This window comes from Microbacterium sp. NPDC055599 (genome assembly GCF_053618975.1).
The window spans coordinates 1-19911 of record NZ_JBSHIM010000003.1; the positions used below are offsets into that span (position 1 = coordinate 1).

The 19911-nt window shown below is 73.7% G+C and carries 22 protein-coding genes; 20 read left to right on the top strand and 2 right to left on the bottom strand.

Features of this window, described 5'->3' with window-relative positions; all coding sequences use genetic code 11:
- The 8 genes from ACWGQ1_RS03040 to ACWGQ1_RS03075 form a co-directional block, all read left to right on the top strand.
- A partial coding sequence (locus tag ACWGQ1_RS03040; protein ID WP_452312306.1) for a flagellar M-ring protein FliF C-terminal domain-containing protein occupies window positions 1–809 on the top strand: 809 nt, incomplete at its 5' end.
- Window positions 806–1810: a flagellar motor switch protein FliG gene (gene fliG / locus ACWGQ1_RS03045; RefSeq protein ID WP_136031068.1), complete on the top strand. Its 1005-nt coding sequence runs from the start codon at window positions 806–808 to the stop codon at window positions 1808–1810. The genes ACWGQ1_RS03040 and fliG, both read left to right, overlap by 4 nt.
- Window positions 1800–2408, top strand: a complete 609-nt coding sequence (locus tag ACWGQ1_RS03050; protein ID WP_452312307.1) for a FliH/SctL family protein — start codon at window positions 1800–1802, stop codon at window positions 2406–2408. Before fliG ends, ACWGQ1_RS03050 begins: the two co-directional genes overlap by 11 nt.
- Entirely contained in the window at window positions 2405–3697 is a 1293-nt protein-coding gene (locus tag ACWGQ1_RS03055; protein WP_452312308.1) for a FliI/YscN family ATPase, read from the top strand. The genes ACWGQ1_RS03050 and ACWGQ1_RS03055 overlap by 4 nt, the downstream gene beginning before the upstream one ends.
- Entirely contained in the window at window positions 3694–4116 is a 423-nt protein-coding gene (locus ACWGQ1_RS03060) for a flagellar export protein FliJ (RefSeq protein WP_206251671.1), read from the top strand. Before ACWGQ1_RS03055 ends, ACWGQ1_RS03060 begins: the two co-directional genes overlap by 4 nt.
- Window positions 4113–5606, top strand: a complete 1494-nt coding sequence (locus tag ACWGQ1_RS03065; protein ID WP_452312309.1) for a flagellar hook-length control protein FliK — start codon at window positions 4113–4115, stop codon at window positions 5604–5606. The genes ACWGQ1_RS03060 and ACWGQ1_RS03065 overlap by 4 nt, the downstream gene beginning before the upstream one ends.
- Window positions 5607–5620: 14 nt before the next feature.
- Window positions 5621–6079 carry a flagellar hook capping FlgD N-terminal domain-containing protein gene (locus ACWGQ1_RS03070; RefSeq protein WP_136037090.1) on the top strand — a complete coding sequence of 153 codons (459 nt, stop codon included), beginning with the start codon at window positions 5621–5623 and terminating at the stop codon, window positions 6077–6079.
- Window positions 6080–6104: 25 nt separating this feature from the next.
- A complete protein-coding gene (locus tag ACWGQ1_RS03075; RefSeq protein ID WP_136034174.1) occupies window positions 6105–7265 on the top strand; it encodes a flagellar hook protein FlgE in 1161 nt (386 codons plus the stop codon).
- 80 nt (window positions 7266–7345) lie between these two features.
- Here the strand turns inward: ACWGQ1_RS03075 and ACWGQ1_RS03080 are convergent, their stop codons facing one another.
- Window positions 7346–7687 (bottom strand): ArsR/SmtB family transcription factor, encoded by a 342-nt coding sequence (locus ACWGQ1_RS03080; protein ID WP_136037091.1) that lies wholly within the window; start codon window positions 7685–7687, stop codon window positions 7346–7348.
- Between the two features lie 84 nt (window positions 7688–7771).
- On the opposite strand from ACWGQ1_RS03080, the gene ACWGQ1_RS03085 reads away from it, so the two are divergent.
- Window positions 7772–9076 (top strand): FAD-dependent oxidoreductase, encoded by a 1305-nt coding sequence (locus ACWGQ1_RS03085; RefSeq protein ID WP_452312310.1) that lies wholly within the window; start codon window positions 7772–7774, stop codon window positions 9074–9076.
- Between the two features lie 145 nt (window positions 9077–9221).
- Here ACWGQ1_RS03085 and ACWGQ1_RS03090 read toward each other — a convergent pair whose 3' ends face one another.
- Complete coding sequence (locus ACWGQ1_RS03090) at window positions 9222–10580, bottom strand: peptidoglycan DD-metalloendopeptidase family protein (protein ID WP_452312311.1); 1359 nt, start codon at window positions 10578–10580, stop codon at window positions 9222–9224.
- A 271-nt stretch (window positions 10581–10851) separates the two neighbouring features.
- Between ACWGQ1_RS03090 and ACWGQ1_RS03095 the strand changes: the two genes are divergently transcribed.
- Genes ACWGQ1_RS03095 through ACWGQ1_RS03145 form a run of 11 tightly spaced genes read left to right on the top strand, consistent with a single transcriptional unit; the run spans window position 10852 to window position 19911 of the window.
- Window positions 10852–11109 carry a flagellar FlbD family protein gene (locus ACWGQ1_RS03095; protein ID WP_452312312.1) on the top strand — a complete coding sequence of 86 codons (258 nt, stop codon included), beginning with the start codon at window positions 10852–10854 and terminating at the stop codon, window positions 11107–11109.
- Entirely contained in the window at window positions 11109–11921 is an 813-nt protein-coding gene (locus tag ACWGQ1_RS03100; protein ID WP_136031174.1) for a motility protein A, read from the top strand. Before ACWGQ1_RS03095 ends, ACWGQ1_RS03100 begins: the two co-directional genes overlap by 1 nt.
- Entirely contained in the window at window positions 11918–12727 is an 810-nt protein-coding gene (locus ACWGQ1_RS03105; protein ID WP_136031172.1) for an OmpA/MotB family protein, read from the top strand. Before ACWGQ1_RS03100 ends, ACWGQ1_RS03105 begins: the two co-directional genes overlap by 4 nt.
- A 43-nt stretch (window positions 12728–12770) precedes the next feature.
- Window positions 12771–13706: a flagellar motor switch protein FliM gene (locus ACWGQ1_RS03110; protein WP_205814364.1), complete on the top strand. Its 936-nt coding sequence runs from the start codon at window positions 12771–12773 to the stop codon at window positions 13704–13706.
- Window positions 13703–14362 carry a flagellar motor switch protein FliN gene (gene fliN / locus ACWGQ1_RS03115; RefSeq protein WP_136031168.1) on the top strand — a complete coding sequence of 220 codons (660 nt, stop codon included), beginning with the start codon at window positions 13703–13705 and terminating at the stop codon, window positions 14360–14362. Before ACWGQ1_RS03110 ends, fliN begins: the two co-directional genes overlap by 4 nt.
- Window positions 14363–14412: 50 nt before the next feature.
- Window positions 14413–14916 (top strand): flagellar biosynthetic protein FliO, encoded by a 504-nt coding sequence (locus ACWGQ1_RS03120; RefSeq protein ID WP_452312313.1) that lies wholly within the window; start codon window positions 14413–14415, stop codon window positions 14914–14916.
- On the top strand, window positions 14913–15728 hold the full coding sequence (gene fliP / locus ACWGQ1_RS03125; protein ID WP_136029647.1) for a flagellar type III secretion system pore protein FliP: 816 nt from the start codon (window positions 14913–14915) through the stop codon (window positions 15726–15728). The genes ACWGQ1_RS03120 and fliP overlap by 4 nt, the downstream gene beginning before the upstream one ends.
- A complete protein-coding gene (gene fliQ / locus ACWGQ1_RS03130; RefSeq protein WP_136029649.1) occupies window positions 15725–15997 on the top strand; it encodes a flagellar biosynthesis protein FliQ in 273 nt (90 codons plus the stop codon). Before fliP ends, fliQ begins: the two co-directional genes overlap by 4 nt.
- A 4-nt stretch (window positions 15998–16001) precedes the next feature.
- Window positions 16002–16763: a flagellar biosynthetic protein FliR gene (locus ACWGQ1_RS03135; RefSeq protein ID WP_136046146.1), complete on the top strand. Its 762-nt coding sequence runs from the start codon at window positions 16002–16004 to the stop codon at window positions 16761–16763.
- Window positions 16760–17851: an EscU/YscU/HrcU family type III secretion system export apparatus switch protein gene (locus ACWGQ1_RS03140; RefSeq protein WP_452312314.1), complete on the top strand. Its 1092-nt coding sequence runs from the start codon at window positions 16760–16762 to the stop codon at window positions 17849–17851. Before ACWGQ1_RS03135 ends, ACWGQ1_RS03140 begins: the two co-directional genes overlap by 4 nt.
- Window positions 17848–19911: a flagellar biosynthesis protein FlhA gene (locus tag ACWGQ1_RS03145; RefSeq protein ID WP_136029655.1), complete on the top strand. Its 2064-nt coding sequence runs from the start codon at window positions 17848–17850 to the stop codon at window positions 19909–19911. The genes ACWGQ1_RS03140 and ACWGQ1_RS03145 overlap by 4 nt, the downstream gene beginning before the upstream one ends.

Genomic DNA, 19911 nt, shown 5'->3' on the forward strand with positions numbered 1-19911 from the left:
GCATCGAGGAGACCTACACCCCGGCCGAGGGCGCCCCGCCGCTGACCGAGGAGACCCGCAGCCAGACGCAGAACGGCGCGAGCTCGGAGGCCGGCGTGCTCGGCCCCGACAACATCGCCGTGCCCAGCGAGAACGGCGGCACGTCGTCGGCGACCGAGCAGAGCCGCACCAACGCGGTCAACAAGGCCACCGAGAGCACCTCGACCCCGGCCGGCACGCTGCTGCGGCAGTCGGTGTCGGTCGCCGTCGACGCCGGGGCGGGCGGCGACCTCAGCTCCGCACAGCTCAGCGACCTGGTGTCCACGGCCGCCGGCATCGACCGCGCCCGCGGTGACGACCTCACCGTCGAGCTGGTCGCGTTCAGCAAGACCGACGCCGAGTCCGCGCAGGCGGCGCTGCAGGCCGCGAAGGACGCCGAGAACGCGGAACGACAGGCCGCCCTGCTCAACACCGTCATCATCGCCGCGGCCATCGCGATCCCCCTGATCGCCGCGATCGCCGCGTTCATCATCCGCGCCCGCCGTCGGGCCGGACGCGTGGAGGAGTTCGATCAGCTGTTCGGCGACCGGCCGCCCGCCCTGTCGGCGCTGTCCGCCGACGCACCCACCGCCGTGCTGGAGGCCCCGACCACCCCGCTGGCGTTCCTGGAGCCGGCGCCCGACCTCGACCCGGAGCCCGAGCCCGACCCGGAGCCCGCCCAGGTCAGCCTCGAGCGCCGCCGCGCCGAGATCGGCGCCCTCACCCGGCAGGATCCGCAGCGCACGGCCGAGCTGCTGCGCACCCTCATCGACGATCGGTCGCACGCGTGACCGGGCTGACCGACCGGCAGACCGCCGCGGTCGTGCTCATGAACCTCGACCGCGCCCAGGCGGTGGAGGTGATGAAGCACCTGTCCGAGGCCGAGGCGGAGGCGGTGGCCGCGGAGATCATCGGGCTGCAGGACCTCGACGCCGCCACGACGGCGCAGGCACTCGGACAGTTCCACCGCATCGCCGCCGGGCACCTGCCGCCCGCACGCGGCGGACGCGACATCGCGGCCGGACTGCTGGAGGCGTCGTTCGGCGCCGAACGGGCGGCGGCCGTGCTGGGCCGCGTCGGCTCGACCTCGATGAGCGCCTCGTTCGAGTTCCTCACCTCGGCCGACCCCGCGCAACTGGCCACCCTGCTGGACGGCGAGCTGCCGCAGACCGTCGCGCTCGTGCTCGCCCACCTCTCCGCGGATCAGGCCGCCGCGGTGCTCGCCGCGTTCCCCGACCCCGCTCGCACCGACGTCGCCCAGGCCATCGCGACCATGGGCACCGCGTCGCAGGAGGCCATCGCGATCGTCGCCGACGCCCTCAAGTCGCGCACCGGCAGCTTCGCGTCGCGCGACGCCCCGGAGGTGCTGGGCGGTGTCGAGCCGCTCGTGGAGATCATCGGCCGCTCCGGGGCGACGATCGAGAAGGCGCTGCTGGCGAGCATCGAAGACCGCGACAGCGCCCTCGCGGAGGACATCCGCTCGCGCATGTTCACGTTCGTCGACATCGTCAAGCTCGACGACCGGGACACGCAGCGCGTGCTGCGCGGCATGGACATCCGCTCGCTCGCGCTGGCCCTCAAGGGAGCCCCGCAGCCCATCGTCGACCTCATCCGCCGCAACGTCTCCGAGCGCAACAGGGAGAACCTCGACGAGGAGGCCCGCACGCTCGGGCCCGTCCGCATGTCGCAGGTCGAGGAGGCACGCGCCGAGATCGTCCGCACGATCCGAGCCCTGGAGGCGGCGGGCGACATCACGGTGCAGCGCGCCGACGAGGACGAATATGTCTACTGACGCCTTCGCCCCCGCGGCCTTCCCGCGGCTCGGCGGCCCCGACCACCGCGCCGAGCAGGAGCGTGCACGCCGTCGCGGCTACGCGGAGGGCCACGCCGAGGGGTACCGCGCGGGTGCCGCCCAGGCGGAGACCGAGGCCAGGGCGGCCGAGGAGCAGCGGGCGCAGCGTGAGGCCGCCAGGGAGCACGAGACCGCCGCCGCGGTGGCCGCCCTCCACGCGGCCACCGCATCGATCGCAGCGCGCGAGCAGGAGCTCGCCGCGGTCGCCCACGAGCAGGTGCTGCGTCATGCGATCGAGCTGGCCGAGCTGATCCTCGCCGCCGAGCTGAGCGAACCGGGGGCCTCCGCCGCCGCCGCACTGCGCCGCGTGCTCGCCGCCCCGGAGGCCGCGGCCGCCCGCACCGTCCGGGTGCACCCCGACGACCTGCGCGTGCTGGAGCGCGACCCCGAGACGGCCGGCCACGGCTTCACCCTCGTGGCCGACGCCACGCTCGACCGCGGAGACGCCGTCGCGGTGCCGGAGCACGGGGTGGTCGACGCCCGGGTCTCCGCCGCGCTCGACCGTGCCCGCCGCGCGCTCGACGGGAGCGCGACATGACGGCCTGGGGCGCGGTGCGCGACGCCGTACGACCCGAGCGCATCGGCGAGGTCACCCGGGTACGCGGGCTCAGCGTGCACGTGCGCGGACTCGACGGCGCGGTGGGTGACGTCGTGACGCTCGACGGCATCGACGCGGAGGTCGTGGCCACGGGTGAGGACGGGCTGCGGTGCATGCCGCTCGCCCCGGTCGCCGGGCTCACCGTCGGCGCGCCCGTCCGCGGCAGCGGCGGTCCGGTGCGGGTGCCCACCGGACGAGCGCTCCTCGGGCGGATCCTCGACGGGCTCGGCCGCCCGATCGACGGCAAGGGCCCGCTCGGCGCCCCCACCGTGAGCCTCGACCACGCCACGCCCTCCCTCCTGGAGCGCGACCGCATCACCGCCCCGCTCCCCCTGGGCGTGCGCGCCCTGGACACGCTCGTGAGCGTCGGCCGCGGTCAGCGCGTCGGCCTGTTCGCGGGCTCCGGGGTGGGCAAGTCGTCGCTGCTGTCGATGATCGCGCGCGGCACGGAGGCCGAGGTCACCGTGATCGCGCTGGTCGGCGAACGCGGACGCGAGGTGCGCGAGTTCATCGAGGACGACCTCGGACCTGCCGGCCTCGCCCGCTCGGTCGTGGTGGTGTCGACCTCGGACCAGCCCGCCATGGCCCGCATCCGGGCGGCGTTCACGGCCACGCGCATCGCCGAGGCGTTCCGCGACGACGGCGCCCACGCGATCCTCATGATGGACTCGCTCACGCGCGTGGCGATGGCCCAGCGCGAGATCGGGCTGTCGGCGGGCGAGCCCCCGGCCACGCGCGGCTACCCGCCGTCGACGTTCTCGATCCTCGCCGGGCTGCTGGAGCGCGCCGGCACCGACCGCACCGGGTCGATCACCGGCATCTACACCGTGCTCGTCGACGGCGACGACCACAACGAGCCGATCGCCGATGCCGTGCGCTCGATCCTCGACGGCCACGTGGTGCTCGACCGTGCCCTGGCGCTGTCCGGCCACCACCCCGCGATCGACGTGCTCGGCTCGGTGTCGCGCGTCGCGGGCAAGATCACCGGGCCCGAGCGCCGGGCGCACGCCGCGACGCTGCGGGCCGTGCTCGCCGCGCGCCGTCGCGCCACCGACCTGATCGACATCGGCGCGTATCACGCGGGAGCGGATCCGCGGATCGACGCCGCCATCGCGCACGAGCGGGAGATCTCCGCCTTCCTCACGCAGTCGCTCGACGAGACCTGCGACATCGAGGAGTCGTGGCGCCGGCTGGACGCCCTGGTCGGCGCCTTCGAGGGGGTCGCATGAGTCGTTCGTTCTCGCTGGCCGGTCTCCTGCGCGTGCGGGAGATCCAGGAGCGTGCCGCGGCGCAGCGGCTGTCACGGGCCGTGATCGACGCGCAGCACACCGAGGCGCGCGACCGGGCCCTGCGCGCGCACCTGTCCGGCGCCGACACCGAGGCCGTCGACGTGCGCTCGCTCGCCGCGCTCGCCGCCGCCCGGGTGGCCGGCCGCGCGCTGCTCGCCGACCTGCGCACGCTGTCGGAACTGCAGCACGAGACCGTCGCCGAGGCGCGCGCGGAGCACGCGGACGCCCGCCGCACGCTGCGCGGCCTGGAGCGCCTGGCCGACGCCCACGCGGCCGAGCTCCGTGCCACCGACCTGCACGCGGAGCAGGCGGAGCTCGACGAGATCGGCACGCGCACGCGGACGGAGGACCCCCGGTGACCCCGATCGACCTCCTCGGCGCGCTCGGCGTGCGCGCACCCCGCCCCTCCGGCGGCCCGGCGGCCGCGCCGTCGGCGGGGGCCGCGGCGTTCGCCGACGCGGTGCGCGATGCCGAGCGCTCGGCCCAGCGCCGCAACGCCGCCGAGGATCGCGGCCGCAGCGCGACGGCATCCGCGGATGCCGCCGAGACCCCGGTTCCGTCCGCGGAGTCCGCCCCCGGGACGGCCGCCCCGACCGAGCCGCGCCCCGCGCCGGCCGACCCCACCGACGCCGGCGCCGGAGACCTCGACCCCGCCCCCACCACGGCGCCGCCCGCACCCCCCGCTGCGGCGACCCCCGCTGCCCCGGCCGACGGCACGCTCGCGGGTGGCACCGGGCCCGCGGCACCCGGCATGCCCGAGGTCGCGACGCCCGCGGGTGACGCCGTCTCCGGTGGCATGGCCCCGGGCGGCGACACGCCACGCGCACTCCGCGCCGACGCCGACGCCCTCCCCGTCCGCGCGGCGCCCGCACCCTCCGCGACCGCGGCGGCGGCCCTCGCTCCGGCGACTGCTCCCGCGCCGCTCCCGGGTGCCGTCGGTTCCGCGCTCGGGGCAACCGCGGCGGACGGGGCGGACTCCCCGGCGGGGGCCACGACCGCCTCCCCCGCAGCCGCTTCCCCCGCAGCTGCCTCCCCCGCGCACGCGCCCGCCGCCGCGCCCTCCCCCGCGGCCGCAGCAGCCGCCCCCGCGCCCGCCGCAGCTGCGACTCCCGTGCCCTCCACCACGTCGTCCGCCCCCGCGCCCGTCGCCGCGGCGACCGACACCGCACCGCCCCTGCGCCTCGTGCCGGGCGACACCGGCTCCGCCCCCGACGCCGCCACCGACGCCGCGACGACCCCCGCATCCGCACCCGCCACCGCCGCGACCGCGAGCCCCGCCGCCGGTCCGTCCCCCGTGTCGGAGGGCGCAGCCCCCGTGGCCGCGGTCGCCCCGAGCAGCCCGGCCTCCGCCGCCGCTCCACCCGCCGCCGCGCCCGCCGCCGCGGCACGGACCCCGCTCCTGCCGCAGCTGTCGGCGCCCGTGGTCTCGCTCGCCCGCGCGTCCGACGGCGACCACCGGATCACGCTCACGGTGTCGCCCGAGAACCTGGGACCGGTGACCGTGCGCGCCCACATCTCCGGCGCCGCGATCCGCATCGAGCTGCAGGCGCCCGGTGAGCTCGGCCGCGAGGCGCTGCGGGCGATCCTCGCCGACCTCCGCCGCGACCTCGCCGTCGCCGCGCCCCAGGCCACCCTGAGTCTCGCCTCGTCGTCGGACGGCCCCGGCTCGTCCACCCCGCAGGGCCCCTCCGCCGGAGGCCAGGGCACCACCGGAGGCCAGGGCGCCGCCGGGGGCCAGGGCACCGACCGGCAGCCCGCGGCCGCGCGGCCCCTGCCGTCGACCTCGCCCGCACCACCGCCGCCCGTCCCGACCGCCCCGCCGCACGGCGGCATCGACGTCTACGCCTGATCAGAGAGGACCCCATGACCACGGTCGACTCCATCCCCGGCACGATCCCCCCGGGCAGCACGCCCGCGTCCGGCGTGCAGACGGGCAGCACCACCCCCGCGTCCGAGCGCAAGAAGACCCTCGACTCCGAGGTGTTCCTGAAGCTGCTCGTGACACAGCTGACCAATCAGGACCCCAGCTCGCCCATGAACACCAACGAGATGATCTCGCAGACCACGCAGCTGGCCTCGATGGAGCAGCTCACCGCGCTGTCGACGACCACCACCGAGAACTTCGCGCTCAGCATGCGCCAGACCGCCGCCGCGCTGATCGGGCGCGAGGCGCAGTACGTCGACGCCGACGGCACCACCAAGAAGGGCATCGTCACCGCGGTGTCCTACAAGGGGGCGGTGCCGCTCGTCATGATCGGCGACGTCTCCATCCCCCTCGACGCCGTCTCCGGCGTCTCCCTCGCTCCCGGCTCCGCTGCCTGACCCCTCTCCCCAGAAAGGCATCACCATGCTCCGCTCGCTCTTCTCCGGAATCTCCGGCCTCCGCTCGCACCAGACCATGCTCGACGTGACGGGCAACAACATCGCCAACGTCAACACGACCGGCTTCAAGGCGTCGTCCGTGCAGTTCCAGGACTCGCTGTCGCAGCTGCTGCGCAACTCGATGCTGCCGCAGCAGGCCCAGGGCGGTCAGAACCCCGCCCAGGTGGGCCTCGGCGTGCAGGTCGCCGGCATCAGCACCAACTTCGCCGGCGGTGCCCCGCAGCCGACCGGTGTGCCCACCGACCTGATGATCTCGGGCGACGGCTTCTTCGTGGTGCGGTCGGGCGGCGAGACCCTGTACACCCGCAACGGCGGCTTCACGTTCGACGCGACCGGTCGCCTGGTCGGCGCGGGCGGCGCGCTCGTGCAGGGCTGGACGGCGCAGAACGGCGCGATCGTTCCCGGCCAGGGCATCGGCGACATCACCCTCCCGGTCGGAGCGCTGAGCCCCGCCGCGGCCACCACGACCGCCCGCGCCACCGGGAACCTGCCCTCGGGTGCCGCCGTGGGTGAGACCCTCGTCCGCGACATCAAGACCTACGACGCCGACGGCGCCGCCACCACGCTGCGCCTCACGTTCACCCGCACCGCGACCGGGTGGGACGTGGCCGACGGTGCCGGTGCCACGACCTCGCTCACCTTCACCGACGGGAAGCAGAACGGCGCGGGCAGCATCGTGTCGGGCGGCATCACGGTCGACCTGTCCGCCGTGACCGGCTTCGCCGACGTGAGCGATCTCGCCCTCAAGGAGCAGAACGGCAAGCCGGCCGGCACGCTCGCCTCCTACGCGCTGACCAACGACGGCAGCCTGGTCGGCACGTTCAGCAACGGCGACACCCAGGTGCTCGCCCGCATCGCGCTCGCCGGCTTCGTCAACCCCGGCGGACTCGAGAAGGTCGGCTCCTCGCAGTTCCGTCCGAGCGGCAACTCGGGTCAGCCCGAGCTCGGTCAGGCCGGGACCGCGGGCCTGGGCGGCATCATCAGCGGCGCGCTGGAGATGTCGAACGTCGACCTGTCGCAGGAGTTCACGAACCTCATCGTGGCCCAGCGCGGCTTCCAGGCGAACGCACGCATCATCACCACGAGCGACGAGGTGCTGCAGGAGCTGACCAACCTCAAGCGCTGATCCCGCGGGGTCGCACGGGAGGGTCCACCGCGCGTCGGGGACCCTCCCGTCTCGTACGGCTTGGTGGAGCGGGCGGAGCGTCAGGCCGGGCGCAGCGCGTCGGCGGCGGCGCGGAGCACCTCGTCGTTCACCGCGAAGTACGCCCACCGCCCGCGCTGCTCACGCGTGACCAGTCCCGCCTCGGCGAGCAGCTTCATGTGGTGCGACACGGTCGCCTGCGACAGCCCGACGGGCTGGGTGAGGTCGCAGATGCACGCCTCCCCCTCCGGGCTGCCCGAGATGAGCGACAGCAGCAGGACCCGGGTCGGATCGCCCATCGCCTTGAACACGCGCGCCGCCCGCTCGGCGTCGTGCGGCGTGAGGGCGGAGGTCACCCGCGGCACGCAGCACGCGGTCTGGTCGATCACGGTGGGGAGACTCACCAGTCCAGTCTCTCACGTATTGACATTCTTCGATAGATCCGTGATGCTCCTCGTATTGATATTCATCGATACGAGGAGCATCGGATGTCCGCACTACCCGTCGTCGTCATCGGAGCCGGCCCGCAGGGCCTCGCCGCCGCCGCCCACCTGACCGAGCGCGGTCTCGACGCGATCGTCGTGGAACGCGGCGACGCCGCCGGGGCCGCCGTGGCGGAATGGGGGCACGTGCGCCTGTTCTCCGCGTGGCCCGAGCTGACCGACGCGGCGGCGCGCCGCCTGCTCGAACCCACCGGCTGGGTCGCGCCGAGCCGCGGGTACCCCACCGGCGCCGAATGGGTCGAGGGCTACCTCGCGCCCCTCGCCGCGAGCCTGGGCGAGCGGGTGCGCTACGCGACCACCGTCACCGGGATCGCCCGACAGGGACGAGACCGGGTCGTGGACAGCGGCCGGGCGGCGCAGCCGTTCGTCGTCCACACGCGCGACCGCCAGGGCGTGGAGGGCCGCATCGTCGCCCGAGCGGTCATCGACGCGAGCGGCACCTGGTGCCTTCCCAACCCCGCGGGCGCCGACGGCTTCCCCGCCCTGGGCGAGACCGCAGCCGCCGACCGGGTCTCGTACCGGATCCCCGACGACGTGTCCGCGTTCGCCGGGCGGCACGTCGTGGTCGTGGGGGCCGGGCACTCCGCGACGCACACCGCGCTCCGCCTCGCCGACCTGGCCCGCCGCGAGCCGGGCACCCGCGTCACCTGGCTCCTGCGGCGCGGTAGCACAGGGCACACCTTCGGCGGAGGTGACGCCGACGACCTCGCCGAGCGCGCCGCCCTCGGCCGCCGCGCGCGCGAGGTGGTCGACGCCGGGACGGTCGAGCTCGTCACCGGGTTCCGCGTCGCCGAGCTCGCCTCCCGCGGCGACACGCTCTCGGTGCACGCGGAGGACGGCCGCGAGATCGCCGGGGTCGCCCAGGTGTTCGCGCTCACCGGGTTCCGGCCCGACACGAGCTTCCTGCGCGAGGTGCGCATCGCCCTCGACCCCACCCTCGACGCCGTCGTCGGCATCGCCGCCGACATCGACCCCAACATCCACTCGTGCGGCTCCGTGCCCGCCACCGGTGCGCGACAGCTCGCCCAGCCCGAACAGGACCTGTTCGTCGTCGGTGCCAAGTCGTACGGCCGGGCGCCGACGTTCCTCGCACTGACCGGCTTCGAACAGGTCCGGAGCGTGGTCGCGCACCTCGCGGGCGACCACGAGGCCGCCGCGCGCGATGAGCTCGTGCTCCCCGCCACCGGGGTGTGCGGCGGTGCGGGCGGGTTCGACGCCAAAGCCGGAGGCGGCTGCTGCGGCGCGCCGACCGTGCTCCAGCTCGGCTCGCGCCCGGTCAGCGTGGGCTGACGCGGGGGCGTTACTGAGGTTTAGCATCCGTAAAGCTCAGTAACGCGGCCGCTGCTCCGCCGTCGTATCCGTCGAGCTGAGCCGAGTGGCAGGCGGGCTGCGCACACGGCTCACCCACCGGGTCGACCGCCGCGCCTCCGCGGGGTCAGACGTAGACGCCGCGGTCCTCCATGAAGCGGACGGGGTTCGTGTACCCGCCGTTGATGTACACCTCGAAGTGCAAGTGGCAGCCGAACGAACGGCCGGTGTCCCCGGCGTAGGCGATGACCTGGCCCGCGTTGACCCACTGGCCGCGGCGCACGATGATGCCGCCGTTCTTGATGTGCGCGTAGCCCGTGCTCACGCCGCCGCCGTGCTGGATGCGCACGTAGTTGCCGTAGTTGCCGTTCGATCCGGCGTAGTCCACGGTGCCGGAGTTCGCGGCGTAGATCGCGGCACCGCAGCCGTTCGCCAGGTCGGCGCCGTAGTGGAAGCTCGACGAGCAGCCCCGAGGGCCGCAGATCGACGTGCGGGGTCCGTAGCTGGAGCTGCGGGCCCCGCCGTGCGGCCGCACCCAGCCCCCGGAGCCCGCCGTGCCTCCGCCGCCGCCGTTGCCGCCGCCCGCCGCGGCCGCCGCCGCGGCCTCACGCTCGCGTCGGGCTTTCTCCTCGGCCTCGCGCGCCGCGACACCCGCCTGGTACTGCGCGACCGTGGTGGCCGTGGTGTCCTTGAGGGCCGCGAGCTGCGCCTGCATGGTCTCCAGGTTCGCCGACTGCTCGTCGAGCGCGGCCTGCGCGGCCTCCGCGGCCTGCTGTGCCGCCTCCATCTTCTGCTCGGCGACCTGCTGCAGCCGGTCGCGCTCATCACGGGCGACCGCGGCCTGGTCGCTCAGCGACTGGGCGGCGTTGCGCGCCGCGACGGCGTTGTCGTACACCGACTGGTTGTACTGCAGGAACTTGTCCATCGTGCCGAGCCGTGACAGCAGCTGGTCGGCGCTCGCACCGGAGCCGGCGAAGAACAGCTGCAGCGACGTGTCGTCTCCGCCGCTGCGGTACAGCTGCGCCGCGATCTGTCCGGCCTTCTTCGCGGACGACTCGGCGAGCGCGGACTGCTCATCCGCCTCCGCCTGGAGGTTGTCCGCCTCGGTGATCGCCGCGAAGTAGGCCTGCTGGGCGGCGTAGAACTCGTCCGACGCGACCTGCGCCGCCGCCTGCGTCTCCGCGACCTTGCGGGTGAGCGACTGGATCAGCCCCTCGATGCGGGAGACCTCGGCCGCTTTGGCCGCCTCGTTGTTCTTGGCCCGCTGCACGTCGTCCCAGCTCGGATAGGTCGCGGCGTACGCGGCCGACACCCCGGTGCCCACGCCGAACGCGGCGAGCGCGACCACGCCGAGCGCCCCGAGCCCGAAGGCGCCGCGGCGGCTGACGTTCACCCGCCACAGCGACTCGCGCTCGGCGGGGGTCGGGGCGCACCCGCAGTCCTCCGCCGCCGTCTCGGCCGCCGTCTGCGGGGTTCGCTGCTTCACGGGGTGCGTCTCCTTCTCTTCCGGTCCGCCTCCGGCGCCGCGCGCACGTCGATGCGCTCTCGGTCGGGTCCGGTCCCGTCCATGCTGACCCCGGTCGACGCGCCCGGCCGCCTGCGACACGGCGCACGCGCCAGGTCGGGGCATCGTCGGCGCGTCGCGCACCCCGCGCCCTAACGCGTCGCGCCGCACGGCCGACAGTCCCTCCCGACAGCCCAGGACGGGCCGTCTGTTCTCCGTCTCCGGACGGAGCGAGCCTTCCAGGATGGAGCCCATGATCGTCCTCACGCGCCTGAACCGCACCCGGTTCGCGGTGAACCCCGACCTGATCGAACGTGTGCAGGCCACGCCCGACACGACGCTGATCATGGTCGACGGCGCGACCTTCGTCGTCACGGAGACGATGGACGACGTGATCGCCCGCATCACCCGCTTCCGCGCGGGAGTGCTCGCCACCGCCGCCGCCCTCGTCGCCACGGACACCGTCGACACGGACACCGCCGACACGGCCGCCGCCGGGACGGAGGCCTGATGGATCCGTCGCTCATCCTCGGTCTGGTCCTCGCGTTCGGGGCCCTGATCGCCATGATCAACCTCGAGGGCGCGACCATCGGCTCGCTGCTCCTGCCCGCCCCGATGGTGCTCGTGTTCGGCGCGACCATCGCCGTGGGCCTCGCCAGCGGCACGCTGCGCGACGCCCTGCACGCCGTGAAGTCGCTCCCCCGAGCGTTCCGCGGCGAGCGCCGCACCGCGCAGAGCATGATCGACACGGTCGTCGGCTACGCCGAGAAGGCCAGGTCGGAGGGGCTGCTCGCCCTCGAGCAGGGCCTCGACGAGGAGAAGGACCCGTTCCTCCGGCAGGCACTGCAGAGCATCGCCGACGGCACGGACGCGGAAGACCTGCGGGTGCTGCTGGAGGACGAGCTGACCTCGACCGCCGCCCGCAACCGCACGGCCTCGCGCTTCTACATGACGCTGGGCGGCTTCGCCCCCACGGTCGGCATCATCGGCACGGTCGTGTCGCTGACGCACGTGCTGGAGAAGCTCGACAAGCCCGACACGCTCGGCCCGATGATCGCGGCCGCGTTCGTCGCGACGCTGTGGGGCCTGCTGTCGGCCAACTTCATCTGGCTCCCGATCGGCGGACGCCTGCAGCGCCTGGGCGAGCTGGAGCTGGAGCGCATGACCGTGCTGATGGAGGGCATGCTCGCGATCCAGGCGGGCGCCGCACCGCAGCTGGTGCGGGAGCGCCTGGGTGCGCTGGTGTCCGACCGGTCCGGCGGACGCTCGCGCCGCACCGAGCAGCCCGCACCCGCGGAGGACGCCGAGGACCTGTTCTCATGAGCGTGCGCGCACGCCGCCGCGTGACCGAGTCCGAGCACAGCGGACCGGACGAGCGCTGGATGGCGTCGTACCTCGACATGGTCACGGTGCTGATGTGCATGTTCATCGTGCTGTTCGCGATGTCGACCGTCGACCAGGAGAAGTTCGAGGCGCTGAGCGCGTCGCTCGCCACCGGCTTCGGGCAGGAGCCCTCCGAGGACATCGACGCGGTCACCGGTGTCGTGGTGCCGCCCGAGCTGGTGGACGAGAAGGGCCAGGACTTCGCCGACACCGAGGCCGCGGCGGCGCAGCAGGAGTTCGACGAGCTGTCGGCGCTGCGCGACCGGCTGCGGCAGGTGCTCGCCGAGCGCGGCCTCGAAGCCGACGTGACCTTCACGATCGACGAGCGCGGCCTCACGATCGGCCTGGTGAGCGCCGAGACGTTCTTCACCACCAACAGCACCGCGCTGAGCCCCGCCGCCACGCAGGTGCTCGACGCGCTGGGATCGGTGCTGGTCACGACGCCCAACGAGATCTCGGTCGAGGGCCACGCGGACGCCCGGGGCTCCGTCGCGCCGTTCCCGACGAACTGGGAGCTGTCGGCCGGGCGCTCGACCCAGGTGCTGCGCTACCTGGTGGAGTCGGCCGGCCTGCCGCCCGCGCACCTGAAGTCGGTGGGCTTCGGCGACACCCGTCCCGTGGTCGCCGGCAGCACCCCGGAGCAGCTGGCCGAGAACCGCCGCGTCGACATCGTGGTCCTCTCCGATGCGAGCGAGGAGGTGCGAGCGCTGCTCCCCGCCGCGGGCGCGGCGCAGACCTCCCCCTGACCCCTCCCTAACGCACGCCCTCCGCCGCCCGATAGTCGGGTACGTGGTGAGGGATGACGGTGCGCGCTCCGCGGTGCGCGCACGCACGGCGACAGCGACCGCCGAGGTCGAGGTGTACGACTTCGGCCGTGCGGCGACGCTGTCGCGCGAGCACGCGCGCACGCTCGAGCTCGCGTTCGAGACGTTCGCCAGGCAGTGGTCGGCGCAGCTGTCCGGCCGGATCCACGTGCGCGCGACCATCGCGGTCGAGCACGTCGGGATGCTCACCTACGGCGAGTACGCGCAGTCGCTGCCGACCACCACGACCATGATCGTGTGCGCCCTGCCCGACTCCGACGAGCGGATGATCCTGCAGGTGCCGACCTCCACCGCCACCTCATGGATCGTGCAGATGGTGGGAGGGCGCTCGACGGCGACGGTCGACGACCGCACCTTCACGCCGATCGAGCAGGCGCTGCTGCGCTCCCTCGTGACGGAGGCCACGGAGCACCTCGCGGCCGCGCTCGACGGCCTGCTGCCCACCGGGGTCACCGTCGCCGGGATCCAGTACAGCTCGCAGTTCGCGCAGGTCGCGGCCGCCGGGGAGCCGGTGATCGTGGCGCGACTGTCGATGCGGCATGGCGGGCGCACGGTGCCGGCGAGCATCATGCTGCCCGCGTCCGTGCTGTCCGGGTTCGCCGTGCGCGAGGCCCTCACCGACCGTGCGGAGACCCCGGGCCTCGTGCGCCGCCAGGTCGAGGCCGCGCCCGTCGAGGTCGCGCTGCGCCTCGCCCCCCGCTCGGTCCTGCCGCGCGAGGTGCTCGACCTCGCGGTCGGCGACCTCCTCGCCCTCCCCCACTCCGCCGACCGGCCGCTGCTGCTCACCGTCGGCGATCAGACCGTCGCGACGGCCGCGGTCGGCAGCTCCGGCGCGCGCCTCGCGTGCGTCGTCACCACCACCGTCCCCGCATCCGCCCCCGCCGCCCAGGAGTCCGCGTGACCAGCACCACCGCTTACGAATCCGCCGTCGCCGCCGCTTTCGCCGCCCGGCTCCCCACGGCAGCGCCCGTCACCGCACGGGCGTCGCAGGCCTCCGGCGACACCGGCGACGCGGTCGTCGTGCAGTTCGTCGGCGAAGCCGGAGCGCAGCTCGCCGTGCAGCTGCTCGACCCCGACGCGTTGATCGACGGCCTGGCGGGACGGCCCGTCGCCGACCGGCTGCTCGACGCGCTGGAGGCGGCCGTGACCGCCCTGGGCCCCGGCGTGCTGGGCGAGGCCGCCACGGGCGATGCGTCGGCGCTGTTCGCCGACCCGCACGCGCAGCTGTTCGACCTGGTCGACGAGGGTGAGCGCACGATCGGCCGGCTTGCCGTGCGCATCACCCACCGCCCGGCACGACCCGCCGGCGGCGACGGCCGCCTGCACCGCATCGCCGGTGTGGAGATGGAGCTGACGGTCGAGATCGGCCGCACCCGCATGGCCGTGCGCGACGTGCTCGACCTGGAGCCCGGCCGCATCGTGGAGCTGGACCGTTCGGCCGGCGCCCCCGCGGACGTGAAGCTGAACGGCCGCACGATCGCCCACGGCGAGGTCGTGGTGGTCGACCAGGACTACGCGGTGCGGATCACGCGCATCCTCGAGAACGTCGAGGCCTGACCCTGGACGACCTGCTGCTCGCCCTGCGGGTCGGGCTCTCCCTGGCGGCGGTGCTCGGCCTGCTGTGGTTCCTGCAGCGCCGGGTCGCGAAGAGCCAGTCGCGCAAGCGCGACGCCGAGCCGATCACGGTGCTGGGGCGTCAGGGCCTCGGGGCGAAGGCGCAGCTCGTGGTGGTGCAGACCGAGGACGCCCGCTACGTGCTGGGTGTCACGGAGCACGGCGTGAGCGTGGTCGACCGCCTTCCGCTGCGCCCGGAGCCCGCGGCCCCGCCCACCGGGCCGGCACCGCGCGACGCCGCCGCCGACGCCGCGGAGTTCGAGCGCATCCTCGCCGCAGCCGCGCTCACCGGCACCCCCGCGACCTCCGGCACCCCCGCGACCTCCGGCACGCCCGCGACCCCCGCACTCACCGGCACCCCCGCACGCCCCGCGACCCCGGGCGACGGCACCGAGCTGCGCCGTCGCGTGCGGCACCGCAACGACCCCCTGCGCGGCTCCATCCTCTCACCCGACACCTGGCGGCAGACCGCCGAGGCCCTCCGGCGCGCACGATGACCGCAGCCCGGGCCGTCGAGCCTCGTCGCGCGCCGTGGCGGCTGCTCGCCGTCGCGTCCGCGGTGCTGCTCGTGGTCGCGGTGCTCGTGCTGTGCAGCGGCGGTCCCGCGCACGCCGAGGTGCTGCCCGACGACCAGGGCGAGGGCGTCTCGATCGACATCAACGGCGTCGACGGCAGCCCGTCCGGCTCCATCCTCACGCTGCTCGGCATCACGCTGCTGTCGGTCGCTCCGGCGCTGCTGCTGATGATGTCGTCGTTCACGAAGATCTTCGTGGTGCTGGCGATGACCCGCAACGCGCTGTCCCTGCCGACGATCCCGCCGAACCAGGTGCTGGCGGGCCTGTCGCTGTTCCTGTCGCTGTTCATCATGTGGCCCGTGCTCACCGAGATCAACACGCTCGCGGTGCAGCCCTACATCGACGGCGCCCTCACGTTCACGCAGGCGGTCGACATCGGCCAGGGCCCGCTGCGCGAGTGGATGCTGCACTACACGCGCGAGGAGGACCTCGCGCTCATGACCCGCATGGCCGGTCAGGACAACCCCGACGACGCGGCGAGCGTGCCGATGTACACCCTGATCCCCGCGTTCATGATCTCCGAGCTGCGGGCCGCGTTCATCATCGGCTTCGTGATCTTCGTGCCGTTCCTGGTGATCGACCTGGTCGTGGCGGCCGCGCTGATGTCGATGGGCATGATGATGCTCCCGCCGGTCATGATCTCGCTGCCGTTCAAGATCCTGCTGTTCATCCTCGTGGACGGCTGGGGGCTCATCATCAAGGCCCTCCTGGAGAGCTACGGAGGTGTGGGATGAGCCCGGAGGCCGTGCTCGACATCGGCGCGCAGGGGCTGCTCATCGCGGCCAAGCTCGCCGCGCCCATGCTGGTGACCGCGCTCGTGGTGGGCTTCGCGATCTCGCTGCTGCAGTCCATCACCCAGGTGCAGGAGGTGACGCTGTCGTTCGTGCCGAAGATCGTCGCGGTCGGCATCGCCCTGCTGATCGCGGGCAACTGGATGATCGCGGAGATCATCGCCTTCACGAACGAGATGTTCGCCCGGATCCCGGCGCTGCTGAGCGGGTGAGCGCGTGTACATCCCGATCGACTTCGCGTGGCTGGAGGCCACGATGCTCGCGGCCGTGCGCATCACGGCGTTCATCATGATCGCCCCGCCGTTCTCCTACGGCGCGATCCCGGTGCGCGTGAAGGCCATGCTGTCGATCGGGCTGTCCCTCGCGGTGGGCGCGGCCGTCGCCCCCGGCTACGAGCCGCTGGACACCGGCGCGTTCCTCGGCGCACTCGTGCTCCAGGTGCTCACCGGGGCGCTGCTGGGTTTCCTGGTGATGATGTGCTTCGCGGCGCTGCAGGCCGCCGGCAGCCTGATCGACGTGTTCGGCGGGTTCCAGCTCGCCCAGGCGTTCGACCCGGCGGCGATGGTCAACGGCGCCCAGTTCACCCGCCTGTTCCACCTGACGGCGCTGACGCTGCTGTTCGCCTCCGGCGGCTACCAGCTGATCCTCGCAGGGCTCGCGCGCAGCTTCGACGCGGTGCCCGTCGACGGCGTCTTCGCGGTCGCCGGGCCCGTCGAGCTGCTCGTGGACGGGGTGTCGCAGATGGTGCTCGCGGCCGTGCAGATCGCGGGCCCGCTCGTGCTCGTGCTGTTCCTGGCCGACGTGGGCCTCGGCCTGATCACCCGGGTCGCCCCCGCGCTCAACGCGTTCGCGATGGGCTTCCCGGTGAAGATCCTGCTGACGCTGCTGCTCGCCGGCGCCGTGTACGTGGCGTTCCCCGGCATCATCGACGCGCTCGCCTCCCAGGCCTTCCGGCTGATGCAGGGGGTGACGCCGTGAGCGACGCCGACAGCGGGGAGCGCAGCGAGAAGGCGACCGACAAGCACCTGCGCGAAGCCCGGCAGAAGGGTCGCCTCGCCCGCAGCCAGGACCTCACGGCGTGGCTCGGCATCGGCGCCGCGGCCGTCATGATGCCCGCCGCGATCGCTGCGGGCACCGCCGCGGGCACCGAGCAGCTCATCTCGCTCACCTCGCTCATGCGGACGCCGTCGCCCGAGGCCGCGCTCGGCGCGCTGGGCCGCGGGCTCGCGTCGGTCCTGCCCACGCTCGGCGCGCTGCTGGCCGCCGTCGCGGTCGTCACCCTGCTCGGCGCGGTGGTGCAGGGCGGCGTGCACCTGCGCACGCTCACCGGACGCTACGAGCAGTTCAACCTCGTCTCGGGCATGCGGCGGGTGTTCGGCCTGCAGGCGCTCTGGGAGGGCGCGAAGGCGCTGCTCAAGACGGCAGCGATCGCGCTCGCGCTGTGGTTCGTGATCGCCGGGCTCATGCCGGTGCTGACCGCGAGCGGCGCGCACTCGATCTCCCGTCTGCTGGGCACCGCGGCCGAGGGCACCGCCGCCCTCCTGCAGACCGCGATCGGCGTGGGCCTGGTCCTCGCCGCGATCGACCTGTTCGTGGTGATGCGCCGCAACCGCAAGCACACGCGCATGACCAAGAAGGAAGTGCGCGACGAGAACAAGAACTCCGAGGGCGACCCGCTGATCCGCCAGCAGCGCCGGTCGCGCCAGCTCGCCGTGAGCCGCAACCGGATGATCGCGGCGGTCGCGAACTCCGACGTCGTGGTGGTCAACCCCACCCACATCGCGATCGCGCTGAGCTACGAGGCCGGCACCTCCGCGCCCCGCGTGGTCGCGAAGGGCAGCGGCGTGATCGCCGAGCGCATCCGCGAGAAGGCGCTCGAGGCCGGGGTGCCCCTCGTGCGCGACATCACCCTCGCGCGATCCCTGCACGCCGCGTGCGAGCTGGGCCACGAGATCCCCGAAGACCTGTACAACGCCGTGGCGCGCGTGCTCGTGTTCGTCGACGCCCTGCGGCGTCGCGGCGCCGCCCGCGGCATCCACTCGCTCCCCTACCGGAGGACCGCATGAAGAAGATGCTCACCACGCTGATGGTGCCGATCGGGGTGGTCGGCATCATCATGCTGCTCGTCGTCCCGGTGCCGCCGTTCCTGCTCGACGTGCTCATCATCCTCAACATCATGTTCGCGCTGGTGATCCTGCTGACGTCGATGTTCGTGAAGAAGCCGCTCGACTTCTCGGTGTTCCCCTCGCTGCTGCTGGTGGCGACGCTGTTCCGTCTCGGCCTGAACGTCGCGTCCACCCGGCTCGTGCTGGGCGAGGCGTACGCGGGGCAGGTCATCGAGGCGTTCGGGGCCATCGCGGTCGGCGGCTCGCTCATCATCGGCGCGGTCGTGTTCCTCATCCTCGTGGTCATCCAGTTCGTCGTCGTCACGAAGGGTGCCGAGCGCGTGGCCGAGGTCGGCGCCCGGTTCACGCTCGACGCGATGCCCGGCAAGCAGATGGCCATCGACGCCGATCTCAACGCGGGACTCATCACCGACACGGAGGCCAGGCAGCGCCGCGCCGAGGTGGCCGCGGAGGCCGACTTCTACGGCGCCATGGACGGTGCCTCGAAGTTCGTGAAGGGCGACGCGATCGCCGGGCTCGTCATCATCATCATCAACATCGTCGGCGGCATCGCGATCGGGCTCGTGCAGCACGGCATGTCGATCGACCAGGCCGTGAGCACGTACAGCCTCCTGACGATCGGCGACGGCCTGGTCACGCAGATCCCGGCCCTGCTCATGGCCGTGTCGACCGGCATGATCGTGACCCGTTCGACCGCCGAGACCGAGATGGGCACGGCCGCATCGGCCCAGCTCGGGCAGTCCCGCAACGCGCTGCTGATCGCCGGGTGCGCGGCCATCATCATGTCGCTCATCCCGCACATGCCGATGCTGCCGTTCGTCGCGATCGGGGCGCTGCTGCTCCTGGTCGCCCAGCGCATCACGGCCACCAGGAAGCGGGAGGCGGCCGAAGCCGCGAAGGCACCGGTGACGCCGCCGGCGGAGCAGCCGGAGGAGCTGATCGAACGCATGCGCGTGCACCCGCTCGAGATCCTCCTCTCGCCCGACATCGTCGACCTGGTCACCGGCGGCCCCGACGACCTGCTCGCGCGCGTGAAGGCGCTGCGGCGGCGCATCGCGCTCGACCTCGGCCTGGTCACCCCGCCCGTCCGCACGCGCGACAGCATCGAGCTGCCGCAGGCCACGTACGTGATCCGCATCGCCGGGGTGGAGACCGGACGCGGCACCGCGCCGGGCGGATCGGTGCTCGCGCTCGGCTCGGGGCTCGAGTCGCTGCCCGGCGCCGCAGCCCTCGACCCCGTGTTCGGGCTGGAGGGCAAGTGGATCCCGATGGAGATGCGGCACAGCGCCGAGTTCGCCGGGGCGACCGTGATCGACCGGGCCAGCGTGATCGTCACGCACCTGTCGAGCGTGATCCAGACGCACGCCGCGCGGCTGCTGTCGCGGGAGGACGTGCGCCAGCTCACCGACGCGCTCAAGCAGGTGTCGCCGTCGGCGGTGGAGGAGCTCACGCCCGCGCAGCTCTCGCTCGCCGAGGTCCAGCGCGTGCTGCAGGGGCTGCTCGCGGAGCGCGTGCCGATCAACGACCTCGGCCGCATATACGAGGCGCTGGCCCTGCGCGCCAAGACCTCGACCGACCCGGAGGGGCTGATCGAGGCCGCCAGGGCCGCGCTCGGCCCGGCGATCGCCGCGCGCTTCGCGGAGAACGGCGTGCTGCGGGTGGTCATGATCAACCCGCTGCTGGAGCAGGCGATGCTGGAGAGCCTGCGGCCGGGCGACGACGGCACCCAGATCGTGTTCGAACCGCAGCGCATGGAGGCCGTGATCGCCTCGGTCAAGCAGGCGGTCGCCGCGCAGGCGGACGGGCCGGAACCGGTGCTGGTGTGCGCGCCGTCGCTGCGGCCGGCCGTGCGACGGCTCGTGTCGGCGCAGACCGACGGCCTGCCGGTGCTGTCGTACAGCGAGGCCACCGCGGCGCCGCTGACGATCGAGACCATCGGCGTGGTGCGCGACGCCTCGACCGCGTCGCTGGGGCCCGCCCCCGTCGCACCAGTAGGCTGA